16 protein-coding genes and 1 pseudogene are annotated in these 18,345 nt (G+C 65.8%); 11 read left to right on the top strand and 6 right to left on the bottom strand.

Annotation, left to right across the window (positions count from 1 at the left end; genetic code table 11):
• Positions 1 to 21: 21 nt before the first annotated feature.
• The 3 genes from HJG44_RS17475 (at position 22) to HJG44_RS24275 (ending at position 2,572) form a co-directional block, all read left to right on the top strand.
• A complete protein-coding gene (locus tag HJG44_RS17475) occupies positions 22 to 795 on the top strand; it encodes an enoyl-CoA hydratase/isomerase family protein (protein ID WP_171219635.1) in 774 nt (257 codons plus the stop codon).
• A 37-nt stretch (positions 796 to 832) separates the two neighbouring features.
• Positions 833 to 2,326, top strand: a complete 1,494-nt coding sequence (locus HJG44_RS17470; RefSeq protein WP_171219634.1) for an AMP-binding protein — start codon at positions 833 to 835, stop codon at positions 2,324 to 2,326.
• A gap of 66 nt (positions 2,327 to 2,392) precedes the next feature.
• Positions 2,393 to 2,572: a uroporphyrinogen decarboxylase family protein gene (locus tag HJG44_RS24275; RefSeq protein ID WP_346767195.1), complete on the top strand. Its 180-nt coding sequence runs from the start codon at positions 2,393 to 2,395 to the stop codon at positions 2,570 to 2,572.
• Positions 2,573 to 3,005: 433 nt separating this feature from the next.
• Here the strand turns inward: HJG44_RS24275 and HJG44_RS17460 are convergent, their stop codons facing one another.
• Positions 3,006 to 3,434 (bottom strand): transposase, encoded by a 429-nt coding sequence (locus HJG44_RS17460; RefSeq protein WP_171219633.1) that lies wholly within the window; start codon positions 3,432 to 3,434, stop codon positions 3,006 to 3,008.
• Positions 3,435 to 3,591: 157 nt separating this feature from the next.
• Between HJG44_RS17460 and HJG44_RS17455 the strand changes: the two are divergent.
• Positions 3,592 to 4,171, top strand: a pseudogene (locus HJG44_RS17455) (transposase family protein); the annotation flags it as partial.
• Positions 4,172 to 4,642: 471 nt separating this feature from the next.
• Here HJG44_RS17455 and HJG44_RS17445 read toward each other — a convergent pair.
• Positions 4,643 to 5,011, bottom strand: a complete 369-nt coding sequence (locus HJG44_RS17445; RefSeq protein ID WP_171219632.1) for a RidA family protein — start codon at positions 5,009 to 5,011, stop codon at positions 4,643 to 4,645.
• The gene (gene gcvA / locus HJG44_RS17440) at positions 5,008 to 5,964 is read right to left on the bottom strand and encodes a transcriptional regulator GcvA (protein WP_281411540.1); all 957 of its coding nucleotides are present in this window, start codon (positions 5,962 to 5,964) and stop codon (positions 5,008 to 5,010) included. Before gcvA ends, HJG44_RS17445 begins: the two co-directional genes overlap by 4 nt.
• A 214-nt stretch (positions 5,965 to 6,178) precedes the next feature.
• On the opposite strand from gcvA, the gene HJG44_RS17435 reads away from it, so the two are divergent.
• Genes HJG44_RS17435 through HJG44_RS17415 form a run of 5 tightly spaced genes read left to right on the top strand, consistent with a single transcriptional unit; the run spans position 6,179 to position 11,034 of the window.
• Positions 6,179 to 6,940 (top strand): alpha/beta fold hydrolase, encoded by a 762-nt coding sequence (locus tag HJG44_RS17435; protein WP_246736339.1) that lies wholly within the window; start codon positions 6,179 to 6,181, stop codon positions 6,938 to 6,940.
• Positions 6,937 to 7,404: an SRPBCC family protein gene (locus HJG44_RS17430; protein ID WP_171219630.1), complete on the top strand. Its 468-nt coding sequence runs from the start codon at positions 6,937 to 6,939 to the stop codon at positions 7,402 to 7,404. The genes HJG44_RS17435 and HJG44_RS17430 overlap by 4 nt, the downstream gene beginning before the upstream one ends.
• Positions 7,401 to 8,270 (top strand): FAD binding domain-containing protein, encoded by an 870-nt coding sequence (locus tag HJG44_RS17425; protein WP_171219629.1) that lies wholly within the window; start codon positions 7,401 to 7,403, stop codon positions 8,268 to 8,270. The genes HJG44_RS17430 and HJG44_RS17425 overlap by 4 nt, the downstream gene beginning before the upstream one ends.
• Complete coding sequence (locus tag HJG44_RS17420; RefSeq protein ID WP_171219628.1) at positions 8,267 to 10,540, top strand: xanthine dehydrogenase family protein molybdopterin-binding subunit; 2,274 nt, start codon at positions 8,267 to 8,269, stop codon at positions 10,538 to 10,540. The genes HJG44_RS17425 and HJG44_RS17420 overlap by 4 nt, the downstream gene beginning before the upstream one ends.
• A gap of 5 nt (positions 10,541 to 10,545) precedes the next feature.
• Positions 10,546 to 11,034: a (2Fe-2S)-binding protein gene (locus tag HJG44_RS17415; protein WP_171219627.1), complete on the top strand. Its 489-nt coding sequence runs from the start codon at positions 10,546 to 10,548 to the stop codon at positions 11,032 to 11,034.
• A gap of 260 nt (positions 11,035 to 11,294) precedes the next feature.
• On the opposite strand, the gene HJG44_RS17410 is transcribed toward HJG44_RS17415, so the two are convergent.
• The 3 genes from HJG44_RS17410 to HJG44_RS17400 form a co-directional block, all read right to left on the bottom strand.
• Positions 11,295 to 12,473, bottom strand: a complete 1,179-nt coding sequence (locus tag HJG44_RS17410; protein ID WP_246736338.1) for an ABC transporter substrate-binding protein — start codon at positions 12,471 to 12,473, stop codon at positions 11,295 to 11,297.
• Between the two features lie 126 nt (positions 12,474 to 12,599).
• Positions 12,600 to 13,220: a flavin reductase family protein gene (locus HJG44_RS17405; RefSeq protein WP_171219625.1), complete on the bottom strand. Its 621-nt coding sequence runs from the start codon at positions 13,218 to 13,220 to the stop codon at positions 12,600 to 12,602.
• 100 nt (positions 13,221 to 13,320) lie between these two features.
• On the bottom strand, positions 13,321 to 14,253 hold the full coding sequence (locus HJG44_RS17400) for a LysR substrate-binding domain-containing protein (RefSeq protein WP_281411539.1): 933 nt from the start codon (positions 14,251 to 14,253) through the stop codon (positions 13,321 to 13,323).
• A 281-nt stretch (positions 14,254 to 14,534) separates the two neighbouring features.
• Between HJG44_RS17400 and HJG44_RS17395 the strand changes: the two genes are divergently transcribed.
• Positions 14,535 to 16,604, top strand: coding sequence for a hydantoinase/oxoprolinase family protein (locus HJG44_RS17395; protein WP_171219623.1), 2,070 nt, complete (start codon positions 14,535 to 14,537; stop codon positions 16,602 to 16,604).
• Positions 16,601 to 18,316, top strand: coding sequence for a hydantoinase B/oxoprolinase family protein (locus HJG44_RS17390; RefSeq protein ID WP_171219622.1), 1,716 nt, complete (start codon positions 16,601 to 16,603; stop codon positions 18,314 to 18,316). Before HJG44_RS17395 ends, HJG44_RS17390 begins: the two co-directional genes overlap by 4 nt.
• Positions 18,317 to 18,345: the final 29 nt, after the last annotated feature.

Genomic DNA, 18,345 nt, shown 5'->3' with positions numbered 1-18,345 from the left:
TTATTTTGTTATATCGCTGAAATGAACACGGCTGCGCTCGGCATCCCGACCCTCGAGATCAATGGCCCGGTGGCCCGCATCAGGCTCAATCGGCCCCGCCAGCACAATCGTTTCGAGGCGGTGGACATCGCGGCTCTCGCGAGAATGGTCGCTGAGGTCGAAAATGAGCGGACCGTGCGCGTCCTTCTCGTCGGCGCTACCGGCCCGACCTTCAGTGCGGGCTTCGACATCGGCGCTCTCGGCGATGCCGACGCGCCTGCGGACGTTATGGCCTTCGGCCGCCTCTGCGACCAGCTCGAGGGCGTCCGCATTCCGACGGTGTGTGCCCTGAATGGAAGCGTCTATGGCGGAGCGACCGATTTCGCGCTCGCCTGCGACTACCGTATTGGGGTGCGCGGAGCGCGCATGAGAATGCCCCCGACGCGCCTCGGAATTCCGTATTTTCACGGCGGCCTACGCCGCTATGTCGAACAATTGGGCCTGTCGACGGCGAAGCGCCTCCTTTTATCGGCCGAAGAGATCGACGGCGATACAATGCTTCGGGTCGGCTTCCTCCACCAGTTGGTCGATGCGGCGGAATTGACGGAACGCGCAGATGCGATGGCGATGGGGATAGCCGCCGGCGCGCCGAGCGCCGTGCAGGGGCTCAAGGCATCGCTGACCGGGATCCGCCGCGGCACGGCGGATCCCGCCGAGACCGAAGCCCGGTTTGTCCACGCGATCGGGTCCGAGGACCTGCAGGAAGGGCTGCGCGCCTGGAAGGAACGGCGCCAGCCCTGTTTCGCGGATCGCTAGCTGAGGCGTGTGCCCGGCTAGCTCAAAGGACGCAGCTATGAGCGACAATCTACACGAACTCCTGCTGGCGGCGCAGGACTCGCCAGGGCGACCGGTCCTTCGATCGGACGACGGATCGACTTGGACCATGGGCGACATCGATCGCCTCAGCCGGCAGATCGCTGCCGTGCTTCGACGTCGCGGCGTCCAGCGCGGCGATCGGCTCGCCGTGCAGCTCGAGAAGACACCCGAGGCCGTCTGCCTCTACCTCGCCAGCCTGCAGATCGGCGCGATCTATCTTCCCATCAACACGGCCTACACGGCCCCGGAGGTCGCCCATATCGTCTCCGACGCCGAGCCGGTCCTCGTCGTAGCCGACAAGGCGACCGCGCTCGTTGGTGGGAATGGCCGAACGGGCGCCATCACCTTCCACGGACCGGACGGCCTTCTGCACTCGGCGGCGGCGATCGAACCGCTGTCGGCCACCGAACCGGTCGGTGAACTGGATCCGGCCGCCATCCTCTACACCTCGGGAACGACCGGTCGCCCTAAGGGGGCTGTCATCAGTCATCGTGCTCTTGCCTTCACGGCCCGCACGCTCTCCGGGATCTGGGAGATTGGCTCGGAGGATGTGCTCCTCCATGCGCTGCCCATCTTCCACGCGCACGGCCTGTTCATCGCGCTCAATACAGCGCTGTATGCGCGCGCCCAGGTCATCTTCCTGCCACGCTTCGACGTCGATTCGGCGCTGAACGAGTTGCCGAACGCCACGGTCTTCATGGGCGTGCCAACCTTCTACAGCCGCCTCCTGGCCGATCCGAGGCTCGATCGCGCGAGGTGCGCGGGAATGCGCCTTTTCACCAGCGGGTCGGCTCCGCTGTCCGCAGATCATTTCAGCGAGTTCGAGAACCGCACCGGCCATGCCATTCTCGAGAGGTACGGCATGACCGAAACGACGATCATCGCCTCGAACCCGCTCAAGGGGGATCGCATCCCGGCTACGGTCGGCTTTCCGCTACCTGGGGTCGAAGTCGACCTACGAGACGCGGAATCTGGAACTGTTCCATCCGGTCAGGTGGGCGAGCTAATCGTCCGTGGGCCAAATGTGTTCACCGAGTATTGGCGGATGCCGACGAAGACCGCGGAGGATTTGACCGAGGACGGCTATTTTCGCACGGGCGACCTCGCAACGATAGATTCGGATGGTAGGATCACGCTAGTCGGGCGCGCGAAAGATCTAATCATCTCCGGCGGCTATAATGTATATGCGCAGGAGGTAGAAACAGCACTTGGACGAATTCCCGGCATTCAGAACTGCGCCGTCATCGGTTGCCCGCATCCGGATTTTGGCGAGGGCGTCGTCGCGATAGTCGAGCCAAAGCCGGACGGCGTCACGCCGTCCCAGGACGAAATCGTTGAAAGGCTTGGCAGGGAGCTGGCCCGATACAAGCTGCCGAAAAAGATCCAATTTTCCGACGCTCTTCCACGAAACGCTCTCGGAAAGGTGCAAAAGAACGTGCTGCGGGATACCTACCGCAAAACCTTCGCGTAGTTCCGGGTTCGCCAGCGTTTATGACCTCGGCAGTGCGGGTAGGTATACGCACCGCGATGGTTGTCAATGAAGGCGATTATGATCGGTGTCGGCCGTGAGTTCCGCGCGCGGCACTGCCGACGGACGACGCTGCTCGGCTTCTGCGGCGCGCCCTGGACGGTCGTGGCCTACATGGTCGCCGGCCGCGGGGCCCGCCCGATCAGGGGCCAGCCCTCGAGGCTGGCCGGCGCGACCCCGGCTTCATGACAGCCCTGACCGATCTCTCCAGCACGTCTGGTCGGCGGTGCAGCGCGCGCTGGGCGAGGTGCGCAAACACGTCCGCGAGCATGTGAGGTCGGGCGTAGGTCGGAGGCGCTGCGCCCCCCGACATCGGCCTTTCATCGATTGCTAGCAAGACTGCGTGTTTTTCGCCTCGCAGGGCGACGCGCTTGAAGCACTTGAGCTTTCCGACGGCCTGTTCGATGCGGGCGCGCCCGCGATAGAGGGCCTTTGCGAAGAGGCGGGGCTTGTCCTTCTCGTTGGCCTTGTGCGGAATGACCGGGATGATGTCGCATGAGCGCGCGGCCTGCCGATTGGCCCTGCTGGCGTAGCCCTTATCGGCGACGGCGGCGCGCGTATCGATATCGGGGCCGAGCCCGAGCAGGACCGGAATGCGGTGCGTCTCCCTTTTCGCCTCCGGTCAGATCGAAGGCGATGGGATGGCCGTCGAAATCGGTCTTCGGATGGATCTTGGTCGAGAAGCCGCCGCGGGAACGGCCGAGCGCCTGACCTGCCTGCCCCCTTTGGCGCCGGCAGCAGAGACATGGGCGCGCACGATGGTCGAGTCGAACATCTGCACGAGCTGCGCCGAGGGCGACAGCGAGGCGAGGTGATCGAAGAAGGTCTCGAACACGCCCGCCTTGCTCAGCCGGTCGAAGCGCTTCCAGACGCTGTTCCACTTGCCGAACCGCTCCGACAGCGTCCGCCAGGTGATGGTGTGAACCGAGAAATAGTGCGGCGCTTCGAAAAACAGCCGGTCGTCGCGACCTTTGTCGCCCCGGCGCGGCAGCGAGGCCCGAAACACCTCCAGCGCCACCGACCAATTCGCATCCGCCATCTTCGTGGACATCGCCGACCTCCAACTCAATCGGCTCCCCCATGAATCAGACAATGCGCGTCAGTGGAATCCTCGCCAAACGACGTGCCGCAATCCGTCCACACCGCCTAGGACGTTTGATCCCGGGCTTTGATGGTGCAGTCTCTACGTCCGAGTGGAGGGAGGCGCTATGGGGCAGGTTTTCCATGGGAGAGCGCCACGAGGACGGAGGCGGTCCGTCGAGCGATACAGCATGGTGAAGCGAGCCTGAGGACGCTGGCGGCCCGCTACTGGATCAATCAGAAGACGGTCGCGAAGTGGAAGCGGCGGACGTCGGTGGCCGACGTTCCGACCGGCCCGAAGGAGCAGCGGTCGACCGTGCTGTCGGTCGAGGACGAGGCGGTCGTGGTCGCCTTCCGGCGCCATACGCTCCTGCCGCTGGACGACTGCCTCTTCGCTCTCCAGGCGACGATCCCGCACCTGACGCGCTCGTCCCTGCATCGCTGCTTTCAGCGCCATGGGATCAGCAGCCTACCGGAAGTCGAGGGCGACAAGCCCGACAAGCGCAAGTTCAAGAGCTGTCCGATCTGCTTCTTCCACATCGATATCGCCGAGGTCCGGACGGAGCGGGGGCAAGCTCCACCTGTTCGTCGCCATCGCCGTACGTCGAAGTTCGCCTTCGTCGAGCTGCACGAGAAGGCACCACCCACGTCTCGGGTGAGTTCCTCCGTCGCCTCCTTGACGCCGTTCCCTACCGAGTCCACACGGTGCCCCGACCAGAGCGTGTGAACCACGACCAGGAGCAGGTCGCCCCTGCGCCCGGTCGAGCCAGCCCATCTCCGCCTGGAGAAAATGCCCGCCATTGCTCGCGCAGGCGGGGGCCGTCGGCGGTCAGGCCTGCGATCTCGTCACCGGTGAACAGGATGAAGTCGGGCTCCGGCCGGAGCCGGCGGAGCACGGCGTTTACCGCGGAGAACGTCCGCTCGTGAGGAGCTCCCGGCACGCCCGAGCAGGCGTCGCCATAGACGACGAACTGGTGACCATCTCCTTCGGGTACGAGCGCCGCGATCGCGGGTGAGGTCGTCCCCTCCGCAAGCATTCGCGGCTGCCGCTCCGGCCCGTCGCCGCCGCCCTCAGCAGCCATTGCCTGGCTACCCTGCCCGCCGACGTCGATGGGAGTTCACGGCCTCGTCCGCGACGCGGGAGCCGGAGAGGCGGTGGAGGCCACCCGACATCGACGGTCAGGCCAGCGCGATGGCCTGAACCTCGACGAGAGCGCCGTAATGAAGCTGCGGCGACACGGCTACGGTCCGCGCCGGACGATGGACCCCGAAGATCTCGGCATAGACGCGGTTCACCTCGGGCCAGAGCTCGATGTCGCTGACATAGACGGTCGCGCTGACGACACGGTCGAGCCCGGAGCCGGCAGCCTTGAGGATGGCCTCGACATTGGCGAGAGCCTGCCTGGTCTGCGCTTCGATGCCGTCGGGGATGCCGCCCCCGAGCCGGATCGGCAATTGGCCGGCCACGAAGAGAAGGCCGTTCGCAGTGACCGCCTGGCTGTAATGGCCGCCGGCGGGAGGGGCGTCTTCGGTGGTGATGAAGTTCATGCAGCGTCTGGCCGGATGGCGAGGCGGGAGGGGGCCGGGAGCGGCGCGGCGCCGCCGAGGCGCTCGAGTGCCCACTCGCAGAAGAGCTGCACCTTCGCAAGCTTCGCCCGCTCCTCGCCGATCACCACGTGGTAGCCGAGAGAGGAAGGCAGGCGGATCGAGAAGGGTTCGATCAGGCGGCCCGCCCGGATGTCGGCCGCGACCACGGCGCTCCGGCCCATGGCGACGCCCAGCCCCTCCATGGCGGCCTGGTAGGAGGGATAGAGGAGGTCGCAACTGATCTCGCCGGCGAAGCCGATACCGGGGACGCCGGCCCTCTCCAGCCAGAGCGGCCAGTCGTCGCGCAGGATGAAGGGAGACGCGGTCCGGATGACGGTGTGGCGGACCAGATCGGACGGTGCCTTCAAGCCGCCATTCAGATCGAGAAGCGCGGGCGAGCATACCGGGAACAGCTCCTCCCGCATGATCTTGCGGGCGATCATGTCGGGCCAGTCCTCGCTGGATCCGTACTGGATCGAGACGTCGTAATCCTGCGGCGCCATGTGCATGGACGGCGACAGCGTCCTGACCCGCAATCCGATGCTGGGATGACGGCGTGAGAAGTCGCCCAGATTGGGGATGAGGCACTTGATCGAGAATGTGCCGAGACAGGCGATCGTGAGGATATCCCCCCGCTGGCGCTCGATCGCCCGATCGGTCGCAACCAGCACCTCCGTCAGGGCGGCGCGGGCAGAGGCCAGGTACTCGTATCCCGCCTCGGTGAGGCGGATCGCGTTCCCGTCGCGCGAGAAGAGCTTGAGGCCGAGCAGATCCTCGAGATTCTTGATCTGATGGCTCACCGCGCCCTGGGTCAGGTTCAGCTCCGTCGCGGCGCGCGTGAAGCTGAGATGCCGCGCCGTCGCTTCGAAGGCCCGCAGTCCGGACATGGATGGCAGTCGTCGCAAGGCTCGCATCTCCCGGAGATCGTCGGTCGGATTACAAAATCTAATCGTGATCTGAAAAGCTTTCGTTTGTGCCGGCGAGAGGCCTTGCTCAGAACGGCTTCAAATTGGCGCGCAGCTTCAGCCGCGCCGAGCGCATGCGGCCGCGAGCCCGAGACGCGCCGAGAGGGAGACGGATTTGCAGGCCCCACGGACAGGCACGGCCATTGCGGCGGACGGCACGAGGTTGAGCTACGAGCTGATCGGCTCGGGCCCGGGCCGCGTCGCCCTGACCCATTCGCTCGCCATGGACGGCAGCTTCTGGAGGCCGGTCGCCGAGCGGCTAGCCGACGCCGCGACCGTGCTGACCTGGGATTGCCGCGGGCATGGCGCCTCGGACAAGCCGGCCGGGCCCTATACGGTCGAGCTCTTCGCCGACGATCTTGCGGCGGTCTTCGCGGAGATCGGCTGGGAGCAGGCCGTCGTCGGCGGGGCTTCGATGGGCGGCTGCGTGACGCTGGCCTTCGCGGGCCGGCATGGCGACAAGGTGACGGGTCTCGGCCTCTTCGACACGACCGCCTGGTACGGGCCGGACGCGCCGCGGCAATGGGCCGAGCGCGCCGAGAAGGGCATAACGGAAGGTCTTGGCGCGCTGGTCGGCTTCCAGCAGACGCGCTGGTTCGGCGACGCGTTCCGGGCGGCCAATCCCGGGTTGGTCCAGGAGAGCGTGGACGTGTTCCTGAAGAACGACGTCCGGGCCTATGCCGAAAGCTGCCGCATGCTCGGCGCTGCCGATCTTCGCGCGCTGCTTCCAGGCATCAAGGTCCCGACCCGGATCGTGGTCGGCGAGGAGGATTACGCGACGCCGCCCGCGATGGCGGAGGCGATTCATGCCGCCATTGCGGGTTCGACCCTCAACGTCGTGAAGGGCGGGCGGCATCTGACGCCCCTGGAGGTGCCCGACGTGATCGCAGCGGAGCTGCGCCAGCTCATCGAGGCTGCACGATGAAGTTCGTCGGCGAATTCACCGTCCCGGCTCCCCGCGATATCGTCTATGCGCGGCTGAACGATGCGCCGTTCTTCGCGTCCTGCATCGAAGGGGTGGGCGATCTCACGCAGATCGACGAGACGCGCTACACCGCTACGCTCGAGACGCGCATCGCCTACATCAAGTTCAAGTTCGCGGTCGCGGTCGAGTTCGTCGAGAAGGTCGCGCCCGAGAAGATCGTGGCCAAGGCCGAGGGCACGCCTCTCGGGGTAGTCGGGCGCCTGACCTCGACCGCGTCGGCGATGCTCCGAGAGGATGGCGCGCAGACGGTCGTCTCCTACGAGATGAACGTCGCGCTTGCGGGCAAGCTCGGCAGCATCGGCCAGCCCGTCCTCAAGTCCAAGGCGAAGGAGATGGAGCGCTCTTTCGTGAAGAATCTCAATGCGGCGTTCGCCCAGGGCGCCGCTTCGGAGGCGAACGCGTGAGGGGATTCGAGCTGGTCCATCCGGCCTCGCTCGGCGAGGCCATAAAACTTCTTGATACGGACGACCCGACCGTCCGCCCGTTCTCCGGCGGCACGGCGCTGATGCTGATGATGAAGGCCGGCGTCTTCCAGCCGAGCCGGCTGGTCGATCTCGGCGGGATCGAGCCCGAGCACGCGGCGGTGGAAGCCACGGGCGATGGCGGCCTGAAGCTGGGCGCGATGGCGACGCTCGCCCAGGTCGAGCGCTCGGCGGACGTGATGCGGGTCGCGCCCGTCATCCCGCGCGCGATGAAGCGGCTCGCCAATGTCCGCGTGCGCAACGTGGCACGCATCGGCGGCAATCTCGCCCATGGCGATCCCCACATGGACCTGCCGCCGGTCCTGTCGTCCCTGGGCGGCGAGGTCGCGGTCACGGGACCGGCCGGCGAGCGGCGCATCGCGATCGAGAGCCTGTTCTCGGGCTATTACGAGACCGTGCTCTCGCAAGGAGAGCTGATCAGGCAGGTGATCCTTCCCCCGCAACGCGGCTGGGCCTCCGCCTACATGAAATGCACGACGCGTTCGGCGGACGACTGGCCGGCCCTCGGCGTCGCCGTCTCGCTGAAGCTGACCGACGGCGCGGTGCAGGATTCGCGCATCATGGTCTCGGCCGCGACCGAGAAGCTGACGCGGCTCGCCGCCGCCGAGGCGGCCCTCGAGGGCGCGCAGCCAGGCGAGGCGGCTTTCGCACGGGCCGCCGACGCGGCCGCGACGGAAGCCGAGACGATCGACGATGCCCGGGGCTCGGCCGAGTACAAGACCGAGCTCCTGCGCGTATACGTGAAGCGCGCCCTCGCGGAAGCCGTCCGGAACGGGGCAGTCCAATGAACGTGATGCGACCCATGCCGGCCGGCCAGGTCGGCCGATCCGTGCCGCGGCTGGAGGCGCGCGAGAAGGTCACGGGCCGGGCAGACTACGTGCACAATCTCGTCGTGCCCGGGATGCTCTACACCAAGGTGTTCCGCTCGACCGTCCCGCACGGCCGGATCGTGTCGATCGACACCTCGGCGGCCGAGGCCGTCGAGGGCGTCTACCGGGTGGTCACCGGGGAGGACATCAGGAAGGTCGTCCCGGAGCCCTATTACGGGCCCGCCTTCCACGATCAGCCGGTTCTCGCGCTCGATAAGGTGCGCCATGTCGGCGAGCCGGTGGCCGTGGTCCTGGCCGAGGACCCGTATGTCGCGGCCGAGGCCGTCCAGCTCATCACCGCCGAGTACGAGGAGCTGGAGCCGGTCTTCGACGAGGTGGAGGCGGTCACCTCCAGGGCGGTCGTGCACGAGGTCCTGAAGCCGGCCGGAACCTTCCCGGACCTGAAGCACCTGGTCGGGCGCCGCGACACTAACGTGGCCCTCGACTACCAGCTCCGCCGCGGCGACGTCGACGCGGCATTCGCGGCCGCCGATCGCGTGTTCGAGCACGAGTTCCGCACGCAGCAGACGATGCACACGCCGCTGGAGCCCATGGTGTCGCTTGCGATCCCGGGTCATGAATCGCTGACGATCCACACGGCCTCGCAGAGCCCGTCCTTCGTGCGCATCGAGATCGCCCGCCTTCTCGGCTGGCCGGAGAACCGCGTACGGGTCGTGGTGCCACATCTCGGCGGCGGCTTCGGCGCGAAGCTCTACATCAAGCTGGAAGCGCTGGTCGCGTGCCTGGCGCTGCTGGTGCGGCGGCCCGTGAAGCTGTCCCTCACCATGGAGGAGCAGTTCTACACGATCTCCAAGCACGCAAGCACGTTCCGCATCAGGAGCTCGGTCAAGGACGGCAAGATCACGGGCCGGCGCTGCGAGGTGTTCTGGAACGGGGGCGCCTATGCCGATATCGGCCCGCGCGTGACGCAGAAGTCGGGCTTCACGGCACCCGGCCCCTACGACATCGACAACGTCTCGATCGATTCCTACGCGCTCTATACGAACCGGCCGCCGGCAGGCGCGCTGCGCGGCTTCGGCATCCCGCAGCTCGTCTGGGCCTACGAGAGCCACACGGACCTGATCGCGCGCGAGCTGGAGATCGATCCGGTCGAGTTCCGCCGCAACAACATCCTGCGCGAGGGCCGCGAGCAGGCGACCGGCACCGCCATGAAGGACGCGGCGATCGAGGCCGTGCTCGAGGACATCGTCGCCAGGATGGACTGGTCGAAGCCGTTCGATCGCGGCACCGGCCCGCTCAGGCGCGGGCGCGGCATCGCGATCGGGTTCAAGGCGTCGATCTCGCCCACGACCTCGGTCGCGATTGTGAACGTGTACGGCGACGGCTCGTCGAGCCTCTATCTGTCGACCGTCGACATGGGCCAGGGTTCCGACACGGCGATGGCCCAGATCGTCGGGGAGACGCTCGGGATCGAGACCGAGAACGTCAAGGTCATCCACCCCGACACCGACGTGACGCCGTACGACATGGCGACGCTCGGCTCGCGCTCGACCTTCCACATGGGCAATGCGGTGAAGCTCGCCGCCCAGCATGCGCGGGACCAGCTTGACGCTCTCGCCCGGAGCCTCGGCCTGCCGCCCGGCACCAATTACGGCCCGAAGGACCTGTTCAAGAAGAAATACGGCATGCAGGCCGGCAATATCGTGGGGGTCGGGAGCTACATCCCGGACTACAAGTCCCCGGATCCGGCGACAGGCCTGTCGGACAACGTCACGCCGTTCTGGATGATCGGCGGCACGGGCGTCGAGATCGAGGTCGATACAGAGACCGGCCACGTGAGGATCCTGCGCATGGTGAATGCCGTGGATTGCGGCCGGCCTCTGAACCCGAAGATCGTCGAGACCCAGCTATCGGGCGCGGCGCTCATGCAGCTCGGCTTCACGCTGTTCGAGAACATGGAATACGACAACGGCCAGGTCACGAACGCGTCCTTCGCGGACTACAAGATCCCGGGCATTCACGACCTGCCCGCTCGCATCGAGAACGACATCGTCGAGGCGGAGCAGAAGTCGGGCCCCTACGGCGCCAAGGGCGTCGGCGAGAGCGCGACCTTCGGCGTGTCGCCGGCGATCGCCAACGCCATCCACGACGCGGTCGGCGTCCGCCTGACCGAGATGCCGCTCACACCGGAAGCCGTGTTCCGGGCCATCCGAGCGCAGAAGGGCTGAACGAGATGGACGACACCTCCCGCCAGATCCGTTTCACGCTCAACGGCCGGCCCGTCACGGCTCGGGTCGAGAGCCATCTGGACCTCGTGGATCTCCTGCGCCGGTTCGACCTCTTCGGGGCCCGCGAAAGCTGCGGGCAGGGACTGTGCGGCTGCTGCACGGTGCTGGTCGACGGCGTCGCCGTGTCCGGCTGCCTGACCCTCGCCCAGCTCGTCGACGGCAGGTCGGTCACGACGGTCGAGAGCCTGGACGAGGGCGGCGCGCTGAGCCCCGTGCAGCAGGCCTTCATCGACGAGGGCGCGTTCCAGTGCGGCTTCTGCACGCCCGGCTTCGTGATGATGACGCACGAATTGCTGAAGGAGAACCCGGACCCCGACGAGGCGGCGATCCGCGACTATCTCGCCGGCAATCTGTGCCGCTGCGCCGCCTATCCCGAGATCATCCGGGCCGTGCAGACGGCCGCCACCCGGATGAAGACCGCCCAGGCGGCCTGACCCGGACCCGGCCCTCGGCGGCTCGACCCCGAGCGCCTTCGCCAACCAAGCTGTCGAAGCCCAACGACTTGCATAGACCCTGGACCACACACAGGGGCAGACCCAATGGTGCGCCGGATCCTAGTCATTCGCGGACGAGAACAGGGGCTCACGTCAGCTTCTCGCGATCAAGGTCGACCACCTTTGTAGATGCTCGACGCAGTTATGAGCGACGACGTCGGCTGACGCCTATCAAGAAGCACACCTGCCAGCTGAGTGAATTACCTTCCTGCTTTTACGAGCGGGCATGTGGACTTCTCGAGCGGCGCGAAGGCGTCGTCGCCGGGCACCGTACGAACCAGCTTCTCGTAATCCCAGGCGGCTTTCGACTCGGTAGGCGTCTTGACCTGCACGAGATACATGTCGTGCACGAGGCGCCCATCGGCGCGAATGCGCCCGCTCTGTATGACGTCGTCATCGATCCCCTTGGCGCGCAGGTCGGGAATGACCTTTGAGGCGTCGTCGGACTTCAGAGCTGCCACGGATTTCAAGTAGCTATAGGCGGCGGAATACGCTGCAGCCTGCGTCATCGTCGGCGCTCGACCGAAAGCCTTCGTGAACTTCTGAGTGAAGCTTCGGGTACGATCGTTCAAGTCAGAGTAGAAGCCCGTGACATACATCAGCCCTTGAGCCTGACTCAGCCCAATGGAGTGCACGTCGGTCAGCATCATCAACAGCGCGACGAGCCTCTGGTTCTGAGTCAAACCGAACTCGGCCGCCTGCTTGACGGCGTTGATCGTGTCATTTCCGGCATTGGCGAATGCGACGGCATCTGCCCCGGAGGTCTGCGCCGTGAGCAGGAACGAGCTGAAGTCGGGCGTATTGAGGGGATGCCTCGACGAGCCTAGGACCCGGATGCCGTTCGTCTGCGCCGCGTCCGCTGCGTCCCTCTGCAGCTGCTGACCGAATTCGTAGTCGGCTGCGAGGAAATAGACGGATTTCGCGCCGGTCGCCCCTAGAGCCCGAATCGATGAGGCGGCCAGCGAATACGTATCGTACATCCAATGGATCCCGTTCGGCACGCACGCTTCGTTCGTCAGTTTTGGCGTGCCCGGTCCGGAGAACAATCCCGCGACATGCGGGCTGCCCTTGAGCAGGTTGGCGACGCCGATCGCGATCGCGGAATTCGTCACGTCGAGAAAGGCGTCCACCTTGTCGACGTCGATCCAACGACGGGCGATCGTCAGGCCGAGGTCGGGCTTGTTCTGATGGTCGGCCAGCATGACCTCGATCTTCATGCCCGCGCATTCCTTGGCCAGGCAATCATCGACCGCGATACGGGCCGCCGCGGCAGCTCCCTCGCCGACCACGTCTCCGTACGGGCCGGTGACATCGGTCAGCACGCCGATCTTGACGACGTCGTCCGAGATCGACGCTGCGCTGGCCGCTCCGACCGTCATCGCAGCGAAGGCTCCCAGAACGGCCGCCCCGCATTTCCATGCTCTCATTACGATGCTCCTGTCTTGAACGGTTCGAGCGGGCATGACGGCTTGGCAGGAAGAACCCTCACCGGCTTCCGCGAAGGATCAGTTGGGTCTGCGCATCTCGAAGACGCCGCTGCCCCGAGCGACGGTGTAGAGCGAGTAGCCGAGCCGGCCGATCGGCTGCACCCTCTCGATGTCGACACGACCGTCCGAGATCACATCGTCCGCAATCTCGATCCCGACCACCCGGCCGACGAAGATCGTGTTGGTTCCCCCGTTCCGCGTGTCCGGCAGTTTCACCGTCTGGTCGAGCACGCATTCCAGAGCGATCGGGGACATGCGGACCCTGGGAGGCGCGACAAGGCGGGACGGCGCAGTCTCGATACCCACCGCGGCGAACTCGTCCACGCCGTCCCCGAACGGCGCGCAGGTCGCGTTCATGGCCTCCCGCAGAGCCCAGGTGCAGACGTTGACGACGAACTCTCCCGTCTCGACGATGTTTCTGCCCGTATCTTTGTCCGTGCGCCCCGGCTCGAATCCGTTGACGCACACCATCACCATGGCGGGGTCCTCGGAGACGGCGTTGAAGAAGCTGTAGGGGCTCAGGTTGCAGACGCCTTCGGCAGATACGGTGCTGATCCAGCCGATGGGGCGCGGAGTGATGCAAGCCTTGAACGGGTCGCGGGCGAGACCGTGGTCGTCGGAGCCGGGGCGGTAGAACATTGGGGCACTCGGAAGGACCCGCTAGGAGTAGCAACCGAGTCGCGGAGTGGGGAAATTACATTCCTGCTTCCGCAAATGACCTGGCGTATGGTTCGGCGCGTCAGGCAGGCGAGGCGTCGCGTTGCGTAGGGCCCGCCGAGTCCCGCGCGGGCTGCGCGACGGCCCTCAGCCATGCAAGGCATTCAAGGACAGGCCCGCTCAGCTGAGCGCCACACCTATACGCGAGATGGTAGGCATCCTCGCGCACGACCACCCGCTCGATCGGCCTCATCAGGTGACCGAGCTCGAAATCGCGCCCGAGCAGGCGAGTCTGCCCCATCGCGACGCCGAGCCCCGTACGTGCCGCCTGATACGCAAGTTCCGAGCTGGTCACCCGCAGACGTCTCGACGGGGCGAGCTCCCGTTCGGGCATTCCCCGAAGCCAGTCCGTCCAATCCGTGCGGCGGTAGTTCGCGTCGATCCGGGCAGCGGCTGCCACTCGGGCCGGATTGCCCACGAGATCGAACCGCTCGGCGAACTCGGGCGAGCAGACCGGGCTGATCTCATCCTCGATAAGCTTGAAGCTCCGCAAGCCTTCCCATACGCCCGCCCCGTACAGAATTGCCACATCGAAATCGTCCTCGATCATGTGGGCCGGCCGAACCCGAGTGATGACCTGGACGTCAAGCGACGGAAATGCCGCCAGGAAGGTTGGAAGCCGCGGCACGAGCCAATGTTGCGCAAGAGTCGGATAGGTGAGTATCCGCACGACGCTTTCGGCGTTGCCGGAAGCGACGCGGTCTGTCGCGTCCCTGATCTGCGACACGGCCGGTTGAATTTCCTTGTAGTATCTCAACCCGGCGGGCGTCAGCTCGACGCGTCCGCGCCGGTGCGTGAGCAGATCGAGGCCGAGATATTCCTCGAGCGCGACGACCTGGCGGCTGACCGCGGCCTGCGTGACCGAGAGTTCCTCGCTCGCCCGGGTGACGCTGCGCAATCTTGCAACCGACTCGAACGCCTTCAACGGGTTAAGCGGCGGCAACCTCTTGCGCATTCGGACCCTTAACTCACGATTCGACGAACACTTGGCCCCATCACGGCGCTCCGAGTTCCTTCTCCTACACGAACGGCCAGTCAGCCGAAACCGGCCGCCCATAACAGGAATGCATACGTCAATGATCTTTGCTCAGTTGCCCGAGGCGCCCCGGGCGGGACTAAGTCCGCTGGGCCAGCCGGCTTCCCGTTGCTGTCGAGGCCGCGCGTCGAGCGTCGCCGAGATCACGGCAGACCGGCACAGTCGGCTGGCGGCGCATCCGGCATGATCATGGAGGCGAGATGAGCAGACAAGTCGCCTTCGACGTTGGAGGAACCTTCACCGATTTCGCGCTCAGCGAGGCTGGGGCCGTTCAGCAAACCTTCCTCAAGGTCCCGACGACCTATCCCGATCCCGCCAAGGGGGTGATCGCTGGCCTTCACCAGCTCATCGACGCGGGCTGGCTCGATCCGGACGAATGCGATCTCGTGCTGCACGCAACGACGATCGCAACGAACGCCATTCTCGAACGGAAGGGGGCGCGGACGGCGCTCATCACGTCGATGGGATTCCGCGACGTCCTGATCATCGGGCGCCAGAAGCGGCATCGGACCTACGAGGTCGCGGTCAACAGGACAAAGCCGCTTCTGGCGCGGTCGGACATCTTCGAGATCAGGGAGCGCGTCGGGGCCGACGGGGAGATCGTGGAGCCCCTGGACGAGGCCGCGCTCGATGCGCTCGCACGGCGTCTTGCCGAAGGCGGTTACGACGCGGTGGCCGTATGCTTGCTCCACGCCTATGCCAATCCGACCCACGAATTGAGCGTTCGGGACGCGCTCTTGCGCCACGCGCCCTACCTTCGGATCTCGCTGTCGCATGTGGTCAGCCCGAAAATCCGGGAATACGAGCGGACCAGCACGACGGTCGCTGACGCCTATGTCGGGCCTGCCGTGGAGCGCTATGTCGCGTCCCTCAAGGCGTCGCTGGCCGACCTCGGGATCACCCCGAGCCTGAGCATCATGCAGTCTAACGGCGGGCTCATCTCGACAGAACTCGCGTGCCGGATGCCGATCAGGATCGTCGAGTCCGGACCGGCAGCCGGAGTGCTGCTCTGCGCCGCAGTCGGAAGGGATGAGGGGCTCAAGAACCTCCTCACCTTCGACATGGGCGGCACGACTGCGAAACTCGGGGCCGTGGACGATGGTGAGCCCGCTATCGTGTCCGGATTCGAGGTGGACGCGGCCGATTACAAGAAGGGCAGCGGTCTGCCGCTGAACATATCCAGCATCGAACTGGTGGAGATCGGGGCAGGGGGCGGCAGCATCGCCGAACCGCTGATGGGTCTGCTCCAGGTCGGTCCGCAAAGCGCGTCTTCGTGGCCGGGCCCTGCATGCTACGGGCGTGGCGGCGTCCGTCCAACGGTGACCGATGCGAACCTGCTGCTCGGATACTTGGCGGCGGACGGGTTCAACAACGGCGCCATGACGCTCGATGCAGAAGCGTCTCGGAATGCGGTGCAGCTCCATGTGGCTTCGCCGCTTGGCCTCTCCGTCACCGAAGCGGCCTGGGGCATCCACGCGCTGGCTACCAACAACATGGAGCGCGCTCTCCGGATCATCTCCATAGAGAGAGGACGCGATCCGCGCGACTATACGCTGATCGCCTTCGGCGGAGCCGGGCCACTCCACGCCGCCCGGCTTGCCCGGCAGGCGTCCGTCGGCAGGGTCTTGGTCCCTCTCGGGGCCGGTGTCGGCTCCGCTCTCGGTCTTCTGCGCGCCGCGCCGAAGCTCGATGCGCTCACCACACGGATTCTCCCTCTGGTGCCGGAAAGCGCCGTCTCAATGAGCGAGGTATTCGCTGATCTGGAGGCGAAGCTGCGTTCGGACCTGCGGCAGGCCCATCTGACCGCACAGGGAAGTTTCCAGCGCGCCATCTACATGCGCTACAAGGGGCAGGGCTTCGAGTTGAAGGTCTCGGTTCCCGACGGACCGATCGACCACTCCTTCGTCGCAGCCGCGCGGGACGCTTTTCAGGCCGCCTATCGCCGGATCTACGGGACCGCGGTTCCGGGTTCCGAGATCGAGGCCATCGATTGGCTTCTCGTCTGGCAGGCCGACGCGCCGGGCAGGCGCGCATCCGTCGCCACACATCCCATGGACGCGGCCGATCCGACCACCCGCGAGGTGTACTTCCCGGAAACGGACGGATTCGTGAGCTGTCGGATCTTCTCACGCTCGGCGCTGGCTCCCGGAGCGGTGTTCGACGGGCCCGTCATCGTGACGGAACCCGAGACCACGACGGTCGTGCTGCCGGGAGATCGGCTCGAGGTCACCCGGCAAGGCAATCTCCTCATCACGATCGGAGCTGCATGATGTCGTGCTCGGCCGCAAACCACGCCGGACTCCCCGATCGGGTCGACGCCGTTACGGCATCCGTGATCTCGAGCACGCTGATCGCGATCGCGGAGGAGATGGGCACGGCGCTCCGAAATTCCGCTTACTCGGCGGCGGTTCGGGAAGGAGACGATTTCTCGACGGCACTCTTCGACAGGTATGGCCGGCTCGTCGCCCAGGGGAACTTCACACCAGGGCATCTCGGCTCAATGCCATTCGTGCTGCAGCACGTACTGCGATACTATCCGGAGAGTTCGCTTAGGCCGGGAGACGGCATCTTCCTCAACGATGCCGCGCTAGGTTCGGGACATTTTCCGGATTGCTATCTGGTTTCTCCGATCCACTTGCAGGATCGGGTTGTCGGCTACGTGGCCAGCATCGCGCATCATGTCGACGTCGGAGGCGCGGCGCCGGGCTCGCAGCTCGTTCAGGGCGTCTCCGAGGCTTACCAGGAGGGCATCCGGATCCTGCCCGTGCGGGCTGTTCGCAACGACGAGTTCGATGAGGAATTCCTGCGCATCTTCCTGGGAAACGTGCGGCTGCCGGACATCGTGCGCGGCGATCTGACGGCGCAGAAGAGCGCGAACCACATCGGCGCGGCCCGCTTTCTCGAATTGTTCGCCAAGCACGGGGCCGCCACGATGGACCGCGCGATCGAGCACCTGCTCGACGTCGCGGAGGCCGCCACCCGGGAAGAAATCCGGCGCATCCCCTCCGGGAGCTATCGCTTCTCCGACTATTTCGACGATGCAGGGCCGGGAACGGAGCCGATCTGCGTCTCCGTCGAGGTGACGGTGCAGGACGGCAACATAACGTTCGACTTCTCGGACAGCAGCGATCAGGTCGGCGCGGCTATCAATTCCTATCTGAACTACACACGAGCCTATTGTTTCTTCGCGGTGAAGGTCTTCACCGATCCGCGCCTGCCGCAGAACGATGGAGCGATCAGGCCGATCACGGTCACGTCGCGCGAAGGATCGTTCTTCAACCCGACCTTTCCGGCCCCGAGCGGTGGGCGCGCGACAATCCAGGTCCGCATCTTCGAGGCGATCAGCGGCGCCCTCGCCGAGGCGGTGCCCAACAAGGCGATCGCGGCGTTCTCGCACTGGAGCAATCCCAATATCGGCGGTGTGGACGAGAAAACGGGCCGTCCCTTCATCTTCTACGATCTGATCATGGGGGGCTACGGCGCGATGCAGTCTCGCGACGGTGCGGAAGCGCTCGCGGCGGTGATGAACTGCGCAAACATCCCGATCGAGATGCACGAACGCGCGAACCCGATACGGATTCGGCATTTCGGCTTCCTCCCCGACTCCGGAGGAGCGGGCCAGTTTCGTGGCGGCTGCGGCATCCGGAAGGACGTGGAAGTCCTGACCGCAAGCGCCAGGGCCTCGCTCCTGAGCGACCGTCACGTCCATGCCCCCTACGGATTGGCGGGTGGCAAACCCGGCAAGCTCGGCGAGACCGTCCTGCTTCGGGACGGGCAAGCCAGGAACCTTTCATCGAAAGAGACCGTGATGCTCAGGCGCGGAGACATCTTGAGCTTTCGCCTGTCCGGGGGCGGCGGCTTCGGCGATCCAGCCTTGCGGGAGACGGCCGCGATCGAGCGGGACCTCGAGGAGGGCTACACGACCCTCGACGCTAGCAGGGCTTGCTATCCGCAGTTCAAGCCCGAGTCGAACCCGTCCTGACACGCCGTCCCTAATCACCCGGAGATTAC

The organism is Enterovirga aerilata, from assembly GCF_013044135.1.
GTDB lineage: Bacteria > Pseudomonadota > Alphaproteobacteria > Rhizobiales > Beijerinckiaceae > Enterovirga > Enterovirga aerilata.
Note: the sequence above shows the minus strand (reverse complement) of the source record. Positions and strands in the feature narration are given on the sequence as shown.

Excerpts from the sequence above, each read along its gene's own strand:
- HJG44_RS17475 (WP_171219635.1), top strand. The coding sequence starts at position 22 with ATGAACACGGCTGCGCTCGGCATCCCGACCCTCGAGATCAATGGCCCG.
- HJG44_RS17470 (WP_171219634.1), top strand. The coding sequence starts at position 833 with ATGAGCGACAATCTACACGAACTCCTGCTGGCGGCGCAGGACTCGCCA.
- HJG44_RS24275 (WP_346767195.1), top strand. The coding sequence starts at position 2,393 with ATGAAGGCGATTATGATCGGTGTCGGCCGTGAGTTCCGCGCGCGGCAC.
- HJG44_RS17460 (WP_171219633.1), bottom strand. The coding sequence starts at position 3,434 with ATGTCCACGAAGATGGCGGATGCGAATTGGTCGGTGGCGCTGGAGGTG.
- HJG44_RS17445 (WP_171219632.1), bottom strand. The coding sequence starts at position 5,011 with ATGAACTTCATCACCACCGAAGACGCCCCTCCCGCCGGCGGCCATTAC.
- gcvA (WP_281411540.1), bottom strand. The coding sequence starts at position 5,964 with ATGCGAGCCTTGCGACGACTGCCATCCATGTCCGGACTGCGGGCCTTC.
- HJG44_RS17430 (WP_171219630.1), top strand. The coding sequence starts at position 6,937 with ATGAAGTTCGTCGGCGAATTCACCGTCCCGGCTCCCCGCGATATCGTC.
- HJG44_RS17420 (WP_171219628.1), top strand. The coding sequence starts at position 8,267 with ATGAACGTGATGCGACCCATGCCGGCCGGCCAGGTCGGCCGATCCGTG.
- HJG44_RS17415 (WP_171219627.1), top strand. The coding sequence starts at position 10,546 with ATGGACGACACCTCCCGCCAGATCCGTTTCACGCTCAACGGCCGGCCC.
- HJG44_RS17410 (WP_246736338.1), bottom strand. The coding sequence starts at position 12,473 with ATGACGGTCGGAGCGGCCAGCGCAGCGTCGATCTCGGACGACGTCGTC.
- HJG44_RS17405 (WP_171219625.1), bottom strand. The coding sequence starts at position 13,220 with ATGTTCTACCGCCCCGGCTCCGACGACCACGGTCTCGCCCGCGACCCG.
- HJG44_RS17400 (WP_281411539.1), bottom strand. The coding sequence starts at position 14,253 with ATGCGCAAGAGGTTGCCGCCGCTTAACCCGTTGAAGGCGTTCGAGTCG.
- HJG44_RS17395 (WP_171219623.1), top strand. The coding sequence starts at position 14,535 with ATGAGCAGACAAGTCGCCTTCGACGTTGGAGGAACCTTCACCGATTTC.
- HJG44_RS17390 (WP_171219622.1), top strand. The coding sequence starts at position 16,601 with ATGATGTCGTGCTCGGCCGCAAACCACGCCGGACTCCCCGATCGGGTC.